The organism is Lysobacter enzymogenes (genome assembly GCF_017168095.1).
Lineage (GTDB): Bacteria > Pseudomonadota > Gammaproteobacteria > Xanthomonadales > Xanthomonadaceae > Lysobacter > Lysobacter enzymogenes_D.
Window position 1 is genome coordinate 1 of sequence record NZ_LXSD01000331.1, and the last position, 16,173, is coordinate 16,173.

Consider the following 16,173-nt stretch of genomic DNA (forward strand, 5'->3'; position numbering starts at 1 on the left):
GCCGCCGCCGCGCTGCAACGCGCGCTGCGCGAATTGCGCCGCAGCCAGCCGCTCAACGCGCTCACCGGCGCCACCCACGCCGCCGGCTGGGCCGACGCCGACGGCGCGCTGCGGCTGGTGCGCGAAGACGTCGGCCGCCACAACGCGCTCGACAAGCTGATCGGCGCGATGGCCCAGGCCGGCGTCGATCCGCAGCGCGGCCTGTGCGTGGTCACCAGCCGCGCCAGTTACGAGATGGCGATGAAGGCCGCCCAGGCCGGCATCGCCGTGCTCGCCGCGATCTCGGCGCCGACCGCGCTGGCGATCGCCCTGGCCGAGACCTCCGGCCTGACCTTGATCGGCTTCGCCCGCGACGACGGGCACGCCGTCTACACCCATCCGCAGCGGTTGCTGGACGACGACGCCGTCGCCGCGCCGGGCGGGCACGCGCGCGCGCCGCGCGCCACGGAGCATCAGCGATGAGCGACAAGAACCCGATCCGCCGCTACGACGGCCCCGCCGGCGGCTGGGGCGCGCTGCGCAGCGTCGCCAAGCACCTGATCGAACAGGACGTGCCGGTCAGCGGCGCGCGCACCCTGCTCTCGGCCAACCAGCCCGACGGCTTCGACTGCCCCGGCTGCGCCTGGCCCGACCGCGACCACACCTCGACCTTCGAGTTCTGCGAAAACGGCGCCAAGGCCGTCGCCGCCGAGGCGACCAGGCACCGCGCCACGCCGGAACTGTTCGCCGAGCACACCGTCGCCGAACTGGCGCGCTACAGCGACTACTGGCTGGAAAACCAGGGCCGCCTGACCCATCCGATGCGCTGGGACGCGGCCAGCGACAAGTACCTGCCGATCACCTGGGACGAGGCCTTCGCCCGCATCGGCGAGCATCTGCGCGCGCTGGCCTCGCCCGACGAGGCGCTGTTCTACACTTCCGGCCGCTGCAGCAACGAGGCCGCGTTCCTGTACCAGCTGTTCGTGCGCGAGTTCGGCACCAACAACTTCCCCGACTGCTCGAACATGTGCCACGAGCCGTCCGGCACGGCGATGAAAGCGCAGATCGGCGTCGGCAAGGGCACGGTGCTGCTGAGCGATTTCGAACTCGCGCAGGCGATCTTCATCTTCGGCCAGAACCCCGGCACCAACCATCCGCGCATGCTCGGCGAGCTGCGCCAGGCGGCCAGGCGCGGCGCGGCCATCGTCTCGTTCAACCCGCTGCGCGAGCGCGGGCTGGAGAAATTCGCCGATCCGCAGGACAAGCTGGAGATGCTGCACAACGGCTCGACCCGGATCTCCTCGGATTATTTCCAGCTGCGCATCGGCGGCGACCTGGCCGCGGTCAAGGGCATCATCAAGCGCGTGCTCGAGCTCGACGCGCAGACCCGGCGCGAGGGCGCGGCGCGGCTGATCGACACTGCGTTCATCGCCGAACACACCGAAGGCTTCGACGCCTTCGCCGCCGACGTGGCGGCCGAATCCTGGGACACCATCGTCGCCGAGTCGGGGCTGTCGCGCGCCGAGCTCGAACGCGCCGGCGATATCTACGCCACGGCCGACAGCGTGATCTGCTGCTGGGGCATGGGCATCACCCAGCACAAGCATTCGGTGGCGACGATCCACATGATCGTCAACCTGCTGCTGTTGCGCGGCAATATCGGCCGCCCCGGCGCCGGCGCGTGCCCGGTGCGCGGCCACAGCAACGTGCAGGGCGACCGCACCATGGGCATCTACGAGAAGCCCTCGCCGGCCTTCCTCGACCGCCTGCGCGACGTGTTCGGCTTCGAGCCGCCGCGCCATCACGGCCACGATACCGTCGGCGCGATCCAGGCCATGCTCGACGGCCGCTGCAAGACCTTCTTCGGCCTCGGCGGCAACTTCGCCACCGCCACGCCCGACACCGAGGCCACCCATCGCGCGCTGCGCCGCTGCGAGCTCACCGTGCACGTCACCACCAAGCTCAACCGCAGCCACCTGGTGCACGGCCGCGACGCCTACATCCTGCCGTGCCTGGGCCGCACCGAGATCGATCTGCAGGCCGCCGGCCCGCAGGGAGTGACGGTCGAGGACTCGATGAGCATGGTCCACCTGTCCTCCGGCATCAACGCGCCCGCCGCGCCGACCCTGCTGTCGGAACCGGCCATCGTCGCGCGCCTGGCCCACGCCACCCTCGGCGCGCGCAGCAAGATCGACTGGCTGGAACTGATCGGCGACTACGACCGCATCCGCGACCTGATCGCCCAGGTGTTCGACGATTTCCACGGCTTCAACCAGCGCGTGCGCGTGCCCGGCGGCTTCCACCTACCCAACGCCGCGGCCGAGCGGCGCTGGCTCAATCCGCAGGGCAAGGCCTTGTTCAAGGCGCACGCGGTGCCGACCGACCTGCCGGTGCACCGCGCCCGCGCCGGCCGCGAGCGACCGGTGTTCACCCTCGCCACCACCCGCTCGCACGACCAGTACAACACCACCATCTACGGCATGAACGACCGCTACCGAGGCGTGTTCGGCGAACGGCGGGTGTTGTTCATCCACGCCGAGGACATCGCCGAACTCGGCATGCGGGCCGGCGACTGGGTCGACCTGGAAAGCCTGTGCGAGGACGGCGTCAAGCGCGAGGCCAAGCGTTTCCTGCTGGTCGAATACAACATTCCGCGCAGCTGCCTGGCCGCGTACTACCCCGAGACCAATTCGCTGGTGCCGCTGTCGAGCTTCGCCGACGAGGCGCGCACGCCGACGTCGAAGTCGATCCCGGTGATCGTGCACGCGCACGCGCCGGCGCGCGCCGGCGAACTGCAGTCGGCCAGGGACATCGGCCTTGTCCGGGTTGACTGAGCCGTTGCTGGCGCTGCTGGCCGAGCATCCCGACGGCCTGTCGCTGCCGCGCGTGTGCAAGCGCCTGGGCGTGCGCATGAGCGTGCTGCTGCGCGAGCTGGCGTGGATCGGCGAAGACGCCATCGGCGACGTCGCCGGGCCGGGCTGGGTGCGGGTGGAGGAACGCGGCGAGCTGTCGGTGGCGATGCTCACCGAGCGCGGGCGGATGCGCCTGGGCGACGCGCGCGCGGCGTCTGCCTGACCGCGGGGAACGGCCTCGCGACCGCCCCGGCGACGGCCGGGGCGTGCGGGTTTCAGCCCGTCCTTGCCGCGTTCAGAACGAACGCCCGTCGATCTCGACGATCTTCACCGCACTCAGATCCACGTCCTGCAGGCAGCGCGCATTGACCGCGACCATCGGCGTGCCATCGGGCATCCGCCCCTCGCTGAACGGCGCGATGCCGCACTGGGTGCAGAAGTGGTGTTCGATGAGGTGCTTGTTGAACTGGTAGGTGGCGACGTCCTCGCGCGCGGTCTTCAGCTCGAACGCGTCGACCGGCACGAACCACAGCAGCCCGCCGCGGCGGCTGCACATCGAACAGTTGCAGGCATAGGCTTCGTTGAGCTCGCCCTGTACGTCGTACGCGATCTTGCCGCAATGGCAACTGCCGGCATAACTGGCCATCGTGCTCCTCCCGCCGCGGCGCGGCACCGTGAAGGTGCCAGGATAGTCGCGCCGCGCTATGCTCGTCGCCTGCGCTTTGTCATGCCCCGACGCAGGGCCGCCCGCGCGCATCCGTCCCGCCGCACAGGAGTTCCGATGAACGCTTTGGCCGGCAGCACCATCATTCCCTGCCTGCGCTACCGCGACGCCCACGCCGCGATCGACTGGCTGTGCCGCGCGTTCGGCTTCGAGAAGCACGCCGTCTACGCCGACGGCGCGATCGTCCACCACGCCCAGCTGACTTACGGGCCAGGCATGATCATGCTCGGCTCGGTCGATCCGGACAACGAAAGCGAGTGGTCGCGGCGCATCGTCCAACCCGATGAGATCGGCGGGCGCGAAACTCAGGCCTGTTGCGTGCTGGTCGGCGACGCCGACGAACACGCGACCCGCGCCCGCGCCGCCGGCGCGCAGATCGTGGTCGAGGTCGCCGATCAGGACTACGGCGGCCGCGCCTACACCTGCCGCGACCTGGAAGGCCGGCTGTGGTGGTTCGGTACTTACAACCCCTGGAACGTATGAGCAAGCGCAAAGACGAGACTCCCGCCGGCGGCGACCTGTTCGGCGCAGCGGCGCCGGCGCAGCCGTCCGTGGCGCGGACGGGCAAATCCGCGATCGGCAAATCAGCCATCGGAAAAGCCGCCGCCAAACCGGCCGGCGACGATCCACTCGCCGGCGCAACCGGCGTCGCCGCGATCGACGGCATCCGCTGCGGCATCGGCGGCTGGACCTACGCGCCGTGGCGCGACAACTTCTATCCGCCCAAGCTGGTGCAGCGGCGCGAACTGGAGTACGCCAGCCGCCGGCTCAGCAGCATCGAGATCAACGGCACCTTCTACAGCGCGCAGAAACCGGCCACCTACGCCAAGTGGGCGGCGGAGACGCCGGACGGCTTCGTGTTCTCGCTCAAGGCGCCCGGCCGGGTGACCCAGGCCGGCGCGCTGGCCAAGGCCACGGCGCAGGCCAAGGCCTTCATCGACGGCGGCCTGGCCGAATTCGGCGACCGGCTCGGGCCGATCCTGTGGCAGTTGGCGCCGAGCCGGCGCTTCGATCCCGACGATCTGGCGCCGTTCCTCGACGCGCTGCCGCGCACGCTCGACGGGCGTGCGCTCAAGCACGTGCTGGAAGTGCGCCATTCCAGCTTCCTCGGCCCGCAGTACCTGCAGCTGGCGCGCGAGCGGCGCATCGCCACGGTGTTCACCGACTCCGACGAATACCCGTCGCTGGCCGACCTCACCGGCGATTTCGTCTATGCCCGGCTGATGCGCTCGCGCGCCGACATCGCCACCGGCTACCCCGACGGCGAACTCGACGCCTGGGCGCAACGCGCGCGCACCTGGGCGCGCGGCGGCGACAACCCCGACCTGCCGCACGTCGGCGCGGTGCAGGCCGACGGCGCGACGCGCGAGGTCTACCTCTACTTCATCAGCGCCGCCAAGCACCGCAACCCGGCCGCGGCGATGGCCTTGACCGAGCGACTGCGCGGCGGCTGATCCAGCCCCCGCGCACCGCTCGTCACAACCGCTCCCTGTAGGAGCGACGCGAGTCGCGACCGCGCTATCTCCGTTCGCGGCGCAAGCCCGATGCCGGCAACGCCGCTGCGGTTGAAGGCCGTGAGCGGCGTGCCGCACCTCGCGAACGCAGGCTGGCGTCGTGGCTGAGTTTTCGCGGTCGCGACTTGCGTCGCTCCTACAGGGGCTATCGGATCGAACACCGACAGCCGCGTCGTCACGCCCGCTCCCTGTAGGAGCGACGCAAGTCGCGACCGCGCTGTCTCCGTTCGCGGCGCAAGCCCGATGCCGGCAACGCCGCTGCGGTTGAAGGGCCGTGGGAGGCGTGGCGATCCTTGCGAATGCAGGCTGGCGTCGTGGCTGAGGTTTCACGGTCGCGACTTGCGTCGCTCCTACAGGGGGCTATCGGATCGAACGCCGACAGCCGCGTCGTTACGGCCGCTCCCTGTAGGAGCGACGCAAGTCGCGACCGCGCTGTTTCCGTTCGCGGCGCAAGCCCGATGCCGATAGCGTTGGGCCTGCGCCGTGCCGAGCGCGTATGGGTTCTCGCACAGGCGGGGCTCGCGTCGTAATTGAATGGCCTGCGCGGCGCGGGCGCTGGCCGCCGACCGACGCTGGCAGGCAGGCAGAACCCGTGCCGCGGGCTTCTGCCGCCTGCGCGTCTTGGTTCGCCGAGGTCCGGCTTCAGTACGCCACAGTGAAGCGCTTGCGCGAATGCGCCGGCTGCTCGAGCTCGTCGATCAGCGCCACCGCATAGTCCTGCACCGAGATCTTGCTCTCGCCGTCGGCGTCGACCAGCAACTGGTCGCCGCCCAGGCGGAAGCGGCCGGTGCGCTCGCCCGGCACCAGATGCGCGGCCGGCGACAGGAAGCTCCAGTCCAGTTCGCGCTCCTCGCGCAAGGTGGTGAGCACGCTGCGCATGGCCTCGGCGCCGCCGCGGTATTCGTCGGGGAAGCCGGGCTGGTCGAGCACCTGCTGGCCCGGCGCCACTTCCAGGCTGCCGGCGCCGCCGACCACCAGCAGGCGCGGCACGCCGGCCTGCTTGGCCGCGGCGACGATCTGCGCGTAGCCGGCGACGGTGTCGACGCCGAGGTTCGGGTTCTGCCAGCCGCCGGCGTTGAACGAGGCGATCACCGCGTCGGCGCCGCGCAGGATCGCGGCCAGCGCGGCCGGATCGCCGCTGCCGACGGTCGCGGCCTTGGCGGTCAGGCCGGCGTGGGCCGGCAGCGCTTCGGTGTTGCGGGCCACGGCGGTGACGCGGTGGCCGCGGTTCAGGGCTTCTTCGAGCACGGCGCGGCCGACATAGCCGGTGGCGCCGATGAGGACGAGGTTCATGGGGGACTCCCGTGGGTGTGAGGACGGGATATAGTCTGTGCGCTAACAGGTCTGGCGATAATCCGGCCGCGGAGACTAGGACCATGAAGCTGGACTTCACGATAGACCGCCTCAAGCGCATGGCCCTGTTCGCCCGCGTGGTCGAGCTGGGCTCGATGAGCGCGGCCGCGCGCGAGCTCGACATGACACCGTCCGCGGTCAGCCAGCAACTGCGCCAGCTCGAGGCCGAGACCGGCGTGGCCCTGCTGCACCGCTCCACGCGCAAGCTCAGCACCACCGAAATCGGCCAGCGCTATTACGAGGACTGCGCCGCGATGCTGCACGCCGCGCGCGCCGCCGAACACCACCTGGGCGACCTGCGCGAGGAACCGCGCGGCGAACTGCGCATCGCCGTGCCGGTCGGCTTCGCCCAGCATCTGGCGCCGGCGCTGGCGCCGCTGCTGCGCGCGCATCCGGCGCTGGCGCTGCGGGTGTTCGCCGACGACCGCCAGATCGACCTGATCGGCGAGCGCATCGATCTGGCGATCCGGGTCGGCCGCCTGCTGGACTCGAACCTGGTCGCGCGGCGCCTGGCCGAATGGCGGCACCTGCTGGTGGCCTCGCCCGAGTACGCGCGCGAGCACGGCCTGCCGCGCACGCCGGAGGAACTGGCCGAGCACCCGATGCTGATCCTGAGCGTCATCAACCAACCCGAGTACGTCGAGCTGTTCCGCGACGGCGAGCCGGCGCGCAAGGTGCGGGTGAGCGGGCGCATCGTCGCCAACAACTCGCGCGTGGTCGGGCAGATGATGCTGCAGGGCCTGGGCATCGTGCGCCTGCCCGAGCCCGACGCGATGCCGCTGGTGGACGACGGCCGCGCGGTGCTGGTGCTGCCGCAGTGGCGGATGCCGCCGCTGGGCGTGTTCGCGGTGACCGCGCAGCGCGAGCCGCAGCCGGCCAAGGTGCGGCTGGCGATCGCGGCGTTGCAGGAATACCTGCTGCGGTGAGGATTTGCTGCGGTGTAAGGGCGGCCTCTTCTGAGAGAAGGGCATCGGGCCTGAAGGCCCTCCCACAAAAGCCGCGGCCGCAGGCCGGCGGTTGTGGGAGGGCCTTCAGGCCCGACGCTTACCTCTCAGCGGCGACGCACTAGCCTTGCAGCTTCGCCAACGCCCGCACCGGGAACGTCCCCATGCCCTTCACCTTCGGCGGCACCGCGCTGAAGCTGAACCCTGCATCGGGCAACGCGGCCAGGTTGCGCAGGTGTTCGACGATCAGGATCCCCGCACCGAGCAAGGTGGAATGCACCGGACGAGTCCCGCCGGAGGTGTCGTCGATGTTCATCGAGTCGATCCCGACCAGGCGCACGCCGCAATCGCGCAGCCACAGCGCCGCGGCCTCGGTCAGGAACGGATGGCCGTCGCCGTAGGCCTGGGTTCCGAAATGCCGGTCCCAGCCGGTGTGCACCAGCACCGCGCGGCCGCGCAGTTCCAGCGCGCGGAAATGCGAATCGTCGATCGCGCGCAGCGACTCGGGCACGCGCACCACCAGTGCGTCGAGATCGGCGCAATCCTCCGGGCCGATCTGCGACAAGTCCTTGCCGTCGGCGTAGCGATGCGAAGGGCAATCGATGTAGGTGCCGGTGTTGGCGACCATGTCGATGCGGCCGATCTGGAACTCGGTCCCGTGCGCATAGACCTCGCGCGAACGCTCGCGGCTGAGGTAATCGCAGATGTGCGCCGGCGGCATGCCCGGATAGGTCACCAGGCCGTCCTCGATGGTGTGGCTCAGGTCGACGTAGCGCACGCGGCCGGTTTCCAGCGCGCCGGCGGTGCGCTTGTGCGCTTCGGTCAGGATGGTCTTGTTGAGGATGCGCACCGGCCCGACCATCAGCAGGCGCAGGTCGCGCACGATGTAGGCGGCCAGTTCGGCGTCGGCGATGTCCTCGCCGTCGATGTCGAGGCGGAAGCCCTGGCCCTGCAGGCCGCCGCCGTTGGTGAATTCGATTTCGAAGTCGAACTGGACGCGGTGTTGGATCGGGGTCACATCTGGGCTCCGGGATTGGGGAAGTAAAGGCGGGGAACGAGAGACTTCAGAGTCATGCCGCGATGAGGCCCTGGATGCCCGCCTTCGCGGGCATGACGTTAGGTGGGTTGCGCGGCGTAGCACGTCACAGCGCCAACCGTGTTCCGCCGCGCCTCCCCCAGACCGTCATCCCCGCGCAGGCGGGGATCCAGAGACTTCAGAGCCATGTCGCGATGAAGCCCTGGATGCCCGCCTTCGCGGGCATGACGATAGGAAGGATTCGCGTCCTTCGGTTTCGCAACGTCTCTTCCAGACCGTCATCCCCGCGAAGGCGGGGATCCAGAGACTTCAGAGTCGTGTCGCGATGAAGCCCTGGATCCCCGCCTTCGCGGGGATGACGGCCTGGAGGGTTCGCTGGCGCAACAGAACTGCGCGTCGGTCGAACTCGAACCCGCACGCTTACTTCGCCGCCCGCTGACTCATCGCCACGCTGCCCAGGATCAGCGCACCCGCGACCAGCATCGTGACCGTCAACGGCTCGCCGAGCAGCATCCAGCCCCAGGCCACGCCGAACAGCGGCACCAGGTAGGTCACCGCGACCGCGCGGCCGGCGCCGATGCGCTGGATCAGGCGGTAGTACATGACGAAGGCGATGCCGGTGCACAGCACGCCGAGCATCGCCGCCGACAGCCACGACTTGGCCGCGATCGCGTGCGCCGGCCAGGTGGCGATAGCGAACGGCAGGGTCAGCAGCGCCGAGCAGCCCAGCGTCGCCGCGGCCACCGCCGCGGCCGGCAGGCCGGTGAGCTGGCGCCGCACCAGGTTGGCGCCGATGCCGTACAGGAACGCGGCCGCGCAGCCCGCCGCGACCGCCCAGCCGATGCTGGCGCCGGCGGTCTTGCCGCTGGCCAGCACCACCACGCCGGCGAATCCGGCCAGCAGCGCGATGCCGCGCTGTATGCCGATCTTCTCGCCGAAGAACAGGAAGCCGACCAGGGCGGTGAACAGCACCGCCATCGAATTGGTGATCGCGCCGATGCCGGCCGGCGCGCGCTGCGCGGCCCAGGCGAACAGCGCGAACGGCAGGGCCGAGTTGATCAGGCCGATCAGCGCGAGCTTGGCCCAGATCTTCGCGCCGCGGAACGACTCGCGCGCCTTCCACAGGAACGGCAGCAGGATCAGCGCGCCCAGGCCCAGGCGCATCTCCACCAGCGGCAACGCGCCGAAGTCCTTGGCGGCCACGCGCATGAACAGGAACGAGCCGCCCCAGATCGCGCCGAGCACGGTCAGCTCCAGCGGCGTGCGCCAGCCGGCGCGGGCGGTGTCGTCGACGGCGGCCGGCGCGGGCGCGGAGCCGTTGGCGGCGACGGTGGCGGCGAGTTCGGGCGAACGCATGCGCAAGATCCTCTAGAACGGCGGCCGCGCGGTGCGGACGCCTGCGGGGGAGTTCGACCGCGCCGGCCTCGCGGCGGCGCGGGCAACGCGCCGGCCGGCGCCGTCGCGTTGGAAAAGCGCGCCGCCGGCGACGCAGCGCATCCGATACCAGTGTCGCCGCGCGGGCCGCTCGCGGATATCCGCATTCGTAACGACTTCGCGCTGACTCCGGCCGGCGGACGCGGGACCATCGGGCCCCGATGCGCGCGCGCTCAGACGTCCAGGATCGCCAGCGTGCCGCGGCTGCCCGGCGCCACCGCATGGGCCACGCCCGCGGGCACCACGTACAGCTGCCCCGCGCCGACATCGATCACCTCGCCGCCGACGCTCAGGCGCATCGCGCCGTCGAGCACCAGCAAGCCTTCGGCGAAGTCGTGGGTCTCTTCTTCGTAGGCGCCGGCGTCCATGCGCAGCAGCTTGAAGTTGGTGCCGCCGAAGCGGCCGACCACGGTCGAACGCCAGGCATCGGGCAGTTCGGCGGCGGTCGCGAGCAGGTCGATGAGGCTCATGCGGGGGCGATGGCAGGCGGGGCGCGGCGGGGGCGACGACAATCTGGCTTTTCCCTGGCGCCTATTCTGACTGGCCCGAAATACGAAGCAAGCGCATACTTTCGCATCCAGCCACAAACCTGATTTGAGGCTCCGATGGCCTTGCGAGCGGACTGGCTTCCGGCCCTGGCGGCGTTCGAGGCGGCGGCGCGCCACCAGAATTTCGCCCACGCCGCCGAAGAGCTGCACCTCACCGCCAGCGCGGTCAGCCACCACGTGCGCAAGCTGGAAAGCCGGCTCGGGGTGAGCCTGTTCCAGCGCCATGCGCGCGGGGTCGCGCTGACCGCGCAAGGCCGCCAGTTGGCCGACGCCGCCGGCACCGCGCTGGCCGACGTCGACGGCGTGCTGCGCAGCCTGCGCCTGGCGCGCGAGGAGCGCGACCGGGTCCGCATCACCACCCTGCACTCGCTGGCCTACACCTGGCTGCTGCCGCGGCTGCCCGAGTTCGCCCGCGAGCACCCGCACATCCAGCTCAGCGTCGACACCGAGATCGCCCTGACCCGCTTCGACGACGGCGGCCCGGACCTCGGCATCCGCCACGGCGCCGGCCACTGGCCCGGTCTGACCGCGCATTTCCTGATGGACGACGCGCTGTTCCCGGTGACCTCGCCGCACACGCCCGGCGCCCAGGCCATCGTCGAGGCGGCGCAGATCGCCGAACTGCCGCTGATCGCCGACCACGCCCGCCAGGGCTGGCACGACTGGTTCCGCGCCGCCGGCGTGCACGGACGCAAGCTCGAAGAGCGCTACACCTTCTCCGACACCACCGACGCGCTGATGGCCGCCGCCCACGGCCTGGGCGCGGCGCTGGCGCGCGAGCAGATCGTCGCGCCCTACCTGCGCTCGGGCCAACTGATGCGCCTGCCCGGCCCGAAAATGGCCGCGCGCTGGTCGTACTACGCGATCTACCCCGCCCACCGCCGCCTGCGCCCGGCGGCGCGGACGTTCCTGGAGTGGCTGCTGGCTGTGCAGAAAGACTGAGCCGCCGCACTGCCGCGGTTCACTACCTGTAGGAGCGGCGCGAGCCGCGACCGCGGCAACGCAACTACGCCGAAACTTTCGCAACACACGAGGTATGGCGGTCGCAGCTTGCGCAGCTCCTACAGTCGGAGACCCACATCCGATGCGAGCTTGCGGCCCTTCGACGAGCCGCGCCGCTACGACTCACTACCTGTAGGAGCGGCGCGAGCCGCGACTGCGGCAATGCAACTACGCCGAAACTTCCGCAACAGGCGCGGTGTCGCGGTCGCAGCTTGCGCCGCTCCTACAGTCGGATACCCACACCCGGCTCAGGCCCGCGGCTTTTTCTTCGCCGCCTTCTTGACCGCACGCTTCTTCGCCGGCTTCTTCTTCGCGCCCTTGCGCAGCGCCGCCTCCCACGCCAGCGCCAGCCACGGCCGCATCTCTTGCGGCGAATCCATCGCCGCCTCCGGCACCGTCCAATAGCTGGTCGGCACCGTTTCGCCGCGGCGCGCGTACAGGAACGGCCGGCACCCTGCCGCCTGGAAGCGCGGCAGGGTCTGCTCGTCGGTCTTCAGGTACAAGGTCTCGTCCGACAACAGCCCGATCATCGTGCCGTCGCGGTACACGCCGTGTCCGCCGAACATGCGGCGCGCGTCGAGCGCGCCGAAGCCGGCGGACAGGTCGTGCAGGTGGGCGATCAGGTCCTCGTGCATGGCCCGATCCTACTCCCGCCCGCAATCAGAACTTGTGCCAGAGACGCACGAAATACGCCGCGCCGTTCAAGCCGAACTGGACGCTGTCGAAGATGTGGCCGTTGTCGGTCTCGTTCGGATCCTGCCGGGTCGGCTTGACGTTGAGGAGGTTGGAGCCGCCGACGGTCAGCTTGGTGTTGTCGCTGAAGGCGTAGGTCACGCTGAGGTCGGCCGAGGCCTTGGCCTTGTAGCGCGCGTTCGGCACGCCGTTGGCGGTGCCGGAGAAGGTGCCCAGGGTCTGCGGGCCGAAGTAGATCGCCTTGAGGTTGCCTTCCCACGCGCCGCGACTGAGGTCGAAGCCGAGCACCGCCTTCGACCTCGGCGCGCCCTGCTCGATGAACAGGCGCTCGCGCTCGGACAGCAGCACGTCCTCGCGGCCGACCAGCGCCGGCGGCGCGTGGATCGCGCGGACCTTGGTGCGGTTGAGGTTGAGGGCGAAGAAGGTGCCGAGCTTGAAGTCGTTGCCCAGATCGCGCTCGTTGTTGAAGGTGAAATCCAGGCCCTCGGTGCGGGTGTCGACCGAGTTGACGAAGAACTGCGCCTGGCCCACCTGCAGCGCGCGCAGCGCCTCGCCGATGACCGGATCGTCGTCGCCGAAGCGGCCGCTGAGCACGATGCGGTCGTCGATGTCGATGCGGTAGGCGTCCAGCGTCAACGAAGTGTCGGCGCTCGGCGACCAGGTCAGGCCGAGGGTGTAGTTGCGCGACTTCTCCTTGGTCAGCGCCGGCAACCCGGCGAGGTTGGCCAGGTCGCCGCCGTTGGGCGCGATCACCACGTCCACCGGCTGGCCGTTGACGAAGTCGGTGATGGTCGAGGAGAAGTACTTCTGCTGCAGCGACGGCGCGCGGAAACCCGTGCTGGCCGACGCGCGGAACATCAGCGTGTCGGTGGCGCGGAAGCCCGCGGCGAGCTTGCCGGTGGTGGTGTTGCCGAAGTCGCTGTAGTCCTCGTAGCGCAGCGCCACGCCGGCGGTGAAACGCTCGCTGAAATCGGCTTCGACATCGGCGTAGGCGGCCCAGCTGTCGCGGCTGTGGCCGCCGGCGTCGCTGGGACGGAAGCCGGGGAAGCCCTGGCTGCCGGCGTTGCCGCCGTCGGAGGCGCCGTCGTAGTCCAGGTACGAGCCCGGCTCGCCGGCGAAGATCTTGTAGCGCTCGTCGCGGCGCTCCAGGCCGAAGGCGAGGTTGAGGCCGCGGAAGATCTGGTCGTAGAAACGGTTGACGTCGAAGTTGACCGTGTTCTGCTCGAACGAGAAGCCGCCGGCGTCGAAGCTGCGCGGGCTCACGCCCTTGCCGCCGTTGAGCAGGTCGAGATTCGCCAGCGACGCGTTGAGCGTGTTGTTGATCGTGTAGCGCAGCTTGCTGTAGCCGTAGGTGTAGGACAGGTCCGCGTTCCACTCGCCCCAGCCCCAGCGCAGGCCGAGGATGCCGAAGCGGTCGTCGATGTCGCCGTCGATGAAGGGCACGAAGCCGTTGGGATACATCGCCGCGGAGTTGCGCGAGGGAATGTCCTCCGAGCCGATGCCGTCGCGCGCGAACGCGGCCGAGGAGGCGTCGCGCTGCTGCGCGCCGAGGGTGAAGTACAGGTCGACGTTCTCGGCCAGCGGCTTGTCGCCGTTGAGGAACAGGGTCTGATTCTTGACCTTGGAGTCGCCGATGATGCGCGGGCTGCCGGCCGGTTCGGAACGGTCGGAGCGGCCGCGGTCCTGCCACTCGCCGGTGATGCCGATCGTGCCGTCGCTGCCCAGGCCGAAGCCGCAGTACGCGGTGGCCAGCCAGTTCTCGCCGTCGCCCTTGGAATACTGGCCGTAGCCGGCCACGGCCTCGCAGCCCTTGCGCTTCTTCAGCGAGATGTTCATGACCCCGGCGATGGCGTCGGAGCCGTACTGCGCGGCGGCGCCGTCGCGCAGGATCTCGACGCTGTCGATCGCCATCAGCGGGATGGTGTTGAGGTCGGTGCCGGTGTTGCCGCGGTTGCGCGCGCCGAACAGGTTCAGCAGCGCGGTGGTGTGGTGGCGCTTGCCGTTGACCAGCACCAGGGTCTGGTCCGAGCCCAGGCCGCGCAGCGCGGCCGAATCGACCAGGTCGGCGCCGTCGGCGCCGCTCTGGCGGGTCGAGTTGAACGAGGGCGCGGCGTACTGCAGCGACTGGGCGAGGTCGAACTGCGCGCCCTCCTCGGTGTTCTTGGCCATCGGCAGCACGTCGACCGGCGAGATCGAGGCGGTGTCGGAGGAGCGCTGGGCGCGGCGCGAGCCGAGCACCGACACGGTTTCCAGGGTGCGCGCTTGGCCGGCTTGCGCCGTCGCCTGCGCCTCGGCCTGCGGCGCCGGTTCGGCGTCCTGGGCGAAGGCGCCGGCGGCGAACAGGCTGCCGCCCAGCCACAGGGCGCAGCTCAGCGCGCGGTAGAGCGGCGCGCGGCGCGGACGGGCGTGGCGGGGGGCGAAGCGGGGCTGGGTCATGGCGGGGTCCTTGCGGTGGCGGGGCGGGGCGATCCCCTAGCCTAAAGCCAAGACGACCGTTCGCGCACAGCGTGAGAACCGGAAATGTGAAGCCGGAAGCGTGACCGCGGGCAAGCTGGCGGAGCGGTGGCAGGTGTGCGACGGCGGCGGCCGCGGACGGCGGGAAGGGTTTTCGCCGCGATCGGAACGAGCGCGGTCGCGGCTCGCGCCGCTCCTGCAGGGCGAGTCCGCAGTTGGAAGTCCGACGGTAGGAGCGGCGCGAGCCGCGACCGCGACACCGCGCCTGCGACGCAAGCGACGACAACCCGGCCGCACCTCGCGACGCCGCGACGCCGGATTTTCGCCCGGGATTACTTCGCCGGCTCGGGCTTGCCCACCGCCGGCTCCGCGCCCTCGACCCAACGCGCGAAGAACCCCGACAGGTCGCGCCCGCTGGCCCGCTCCATGACCTTGCGCAGATCGCCGGTGCTGGCCGAATGCCCGTAGAAGGCGCGGGTGTAAGTGCGCACGCCGCGCCAGAACGCGCGCTCGCCGATCTCCTCGCGCAGCAGATGCAGCACGTAGGCGCCCTTCTGGTAGACCACGGCGCGGTCGTCGGCGCTGGGCTTGCTCCAGTTGGCGTAGACCAGGGCGTGGTCCTTGCCGTTCTCGCGCAGCTTGTCCACGCGCTTCTTCCAGCCGTCCACGCGCTCGCGATAGGCCTCGTCGCCGTAACGGTGCTGCAGGTAGGCGGCGGCCATGAAGTTGGCGAAGCCCTCGTTGAGCCAGAACTGGCCCCAGTCGAGGTTGGTGACCATGTTGCCCCACCACTGGTGCGCCAGCTCGTGCGCGATCAAGCCCTGCGCCTCGGGCTTTTCCAGCACCTCGCGGCCGTAGGCTTCCGACATCAGGGCGAAGCCGTCGAGCTCCTGGCCGATGGTCTTGGCCACCAGCACCTGGGTGTACGGCCCGCGGTAGCGGATGCCGGCGCGACGGCCGAAGAAACGGATCATGTCGGCGGTGTCGGCGAACACCCGGCGCAGTTGCGGGCCCTGCAGCTCGGCCGAAAGGAAACGCAGTTCGCCGTTCTCGCCGGTGCCGGCGGCCTCGTTGTAGCGGCCGGCGGCGAAGCCGTAGACATAGCTCGGCATCGGCTGGTCCTGGCGCCAGCGGTAGGAATCGCGGCGCCCGCCGAGCGCCGACTTCGACACCAGGCGGCCGTTGCCGACCGCCTTGAGGCCGCCGGGCACGGTCAACGTCAGGTCGAAGCTGGCGCGCTCGGACGGCGCGTCGATGCACACCAGCCACTGGCTGGTCGAGAAGATCGTGTACACCTCGCCGCGCTCGGGATGGAATTCCAGGCCGTAGCGCGGCGCGCCGCGGTAGGCGATGTCGATCTCGTGGCGCTCGCCGTACTTGCCCGGCCTGGGCAGGCGCACGCGCAGGCGCTGCTCGTTCTTTTCGAAGCTCAGCGCCTGGCCGTGCTCGGAGACCTTGTCGATCTCCAGTTCGCCGGCGTCGAACTCCAGCTGCTGGGCGCCGTCGGCGCGCAGGGCCAGGCGGATCGAGACCTGTCCGCGCAAGGTCTTGGCGGCGATGTCCGGCTCGATCCGCGCGGTGTAGTGCAGCACGTCGAGGTTGGCCCCGGCGCGCGCGGCCGGCGCGCCCTGCGCCGCGGC

Annotated in this window: 15 protein-coding genes; 7 read left to right on the plus strand and 8 right to left on the minus strand. The window is 70.4% G+C overall.

What is annotated here, in order from left to right:
• The 3 genes from A7A76_RS11740 to A7A76_RS11750 form a co-directional block, all read left to right on the plus strand.
• Positions 1-462, plus strand: a 462-nt coding sequence (locus A7A76_RS11740) for a formate dehydrogenase accessory sulfurtransferase FdhD (protein WP_241200884.1), incomplete at its 5' end; no start/stop codon positions are given.
• Entirely contained in the window at positions 459-2,813 is a 2,355-nt protein-coding gene (locus A7A76_RS11745; RefSeq protein ID WP_206411355.1) for an FdhF/YdeP family oxidoreductase, read from the plus strand. The genes A7A76_RS11740 and A7A76_RS11745, both read left to right, overlap by 4 nt.
• Positions 2,797-3,054, plus strand: coding sequence for a hypothetical protein (locus A7A76_RS11750; RefSeq protein ID WP_206411356.1), 258 nt, complete (start codon positions 2,797-2,799; stop codon positions 3,052-3,054). Before A7A76_RS11745 ends, A7A76_RS11750 begins: the two co-directional genes overlap by 17 nt.
• A gap of 72 nt (positions 3,055-3,126) precedes the next feature.
• Here the strand turns inward: A7A76_RS11750 and A7A76_RS11755 are convergent, their stop codons facing one another.
• Complete coding sequence (locus tag A7A76_RS11755; RefSeq protein WP_206411357.1) at positions 3,127-3,477, minus strand: GFA family protein; 351 nt, start codon at positions 3,475-3,477, stop codon at positions 3,127-3,129.
• A 135-nt stretch (positions 3,478-3,612) separates the two neighbouring features.
• On the opposite strand from A7A76_RS11755, the gene A7A76_RS11760 reads away from it, so the two are divergent.
• A complete protein-coding gene (locus A7A76_RS11760) occupies positions 3,613-4,038 on the plus strand; it encodes a VOC family protein (RefSeq protein WP_206411358.1) in 426 nt (141 codons plus the stop codon).
• Complete coding sequence (locus A7A76_RS11765) at positions 4,035-5,009, plus strand: DUF72 domain-containing protein (RefSeq protein WP_206411359.1); 975 nt, start codon at positions 4,035-4,037, stop codon at positions 5,007-5,009. The genes A7A76_RS11760 and A7A76_RS11765 overlap by 4 nt, the downstream gene beginning before the upstream one ends.
• A gap of 702 nt (positions 5,010-5,711) precedes the next feature.
• Here A7A76_RS11765 and A7A76_RS11770 read toward each other — a convergent pair.
• Positions 5,712-6,362, minus strand: coding sequence for an NAD(P)-dependent oxidoreductase (locus A7A76_RS11770; protein ID WP_206411360.1), 651 nt, complete (start codon positions 6,360-6,362; stop codon positions 5,712-5,714).
• Positions 6,363-6,445: 83 nt separating this feature from the next.
• Between A7A76_RS11770 and A7A76_RS11775 the strand changes: the two genes are divergently transcribed.
• Complete coding sequence (locus tag A7A76_RS11775; protein WP_206411361.1) at positions 6,446-7,348, plus strand: LysR family transcriptional regulator; 903 nt, start codon at positions 6,446-6,448, stop codon at positions 7,346-7,348.
• 139 nt (positions 7,349-7,487) lie between these two features.
• Here A7A76_RS11775 and A7A76_RS11780 read toward each other — a convergent pair whose 3' ends face one another.
• The 3 genes from A7A76_RS11780 to A7A76_RS11790 all read right to left on the minus strand — a co-directional run bounded on the left by A7A76_RS11780 (position 7,488) and on the right by A7A76_RS11790 (position 10,306).
• Positions 7,488-8,384 carry a cyclase family protein gene (locus A7A76_RS11780; protein WP_343225322.1) on the minus strand — a complete coding sequence of 299 codons (897 nt, stop codon included), beginning with the start codon at positions 8,382-8,384 and terminating at the stop codon, positions 7,488-7,490.
• A gap of 438 nt (positions 8,385-8,822) precedes the next feature.
• The gene (locus A7A76_RS11785; protein WP_206411362.1) at positions 8,823-9,758 is read right to left on the minus strand and encodes a DMT family transporter; all 936 of its coding nucleotides are present in this window, start codon (positions 9,756-9,758) and stop codon (positions 8,823-8,825) included.
• Between the two features lie 251 nt (positions 9,759-10,009).
• Positions 10,010-10,306, minus strand: coding sequence for a cupin domain-containing protein (locus A7A76_RS11790; RefSeq protein ID WP_206411363.1), 297 nt, complete (start codon positions 10,304-10,306; stop codon positions 10,010-10,012).
• A gap of 135 nt (positions 10,307-10,441) precedes the next feature.
• On the opposite strand from A7A76_RS11790, the gene A7A76_RS11795 reads away from it, so the two are divergent.
• Positions 10,442-11,326 carry a LysR substrate-binding domain-containing protein gene (locus A7A76_RS11795; RefSeq protein WP_206411364.1) on the plus strand — a complete coding sequence of 295 codons (885 nt, stop codon included), beginning with the start codon at positions 10,442-10,444 and terminating at the stop codon, positions 11,324-11,326.
• A gap of 308 nt (positions 11,327-11,634) precedes the next feature.
• Here A7A76_RS11795 and A7A76_RS11800 read toward each other — a convergent pair whose 3' ends face one another.
• The 3 genes from A7A76_RS11800 to A7A76_RS11810 all read right to left on the minus strand — a co-directional run.
• Positions 11,635-12,021, minus strand: a complete 387-nt coding sequence (locus A7A76_RS11800) for a TfoX/Sxy family protein (RefSeq protein WP_206411365.1) — start codon at positions 12,019-12,021, stop codon at positions 11,635-11,637.
• A 25-nt stretch (positions 12,022-12,046) separates the two neighbouring features.
• Entirely contained in the window at positions 12,047-14,515 is a 2,469-nt protein-coding gene (locus A7A76_RS11805; RefSeq protein WP_206411366.1) for a TonB-dependent receptor plug domain-containing protein, read from the minus strand.
• 350 nt (positions 14,516-14,865) lie between these two features.
• The coding region (locus tag A7A76_RS11810) for a M1 family metallopeptidase (protein WP_241200885.1) at positions 14,866-16,173 on the minus strand (1,308 nt) is incomplete at its 5' end.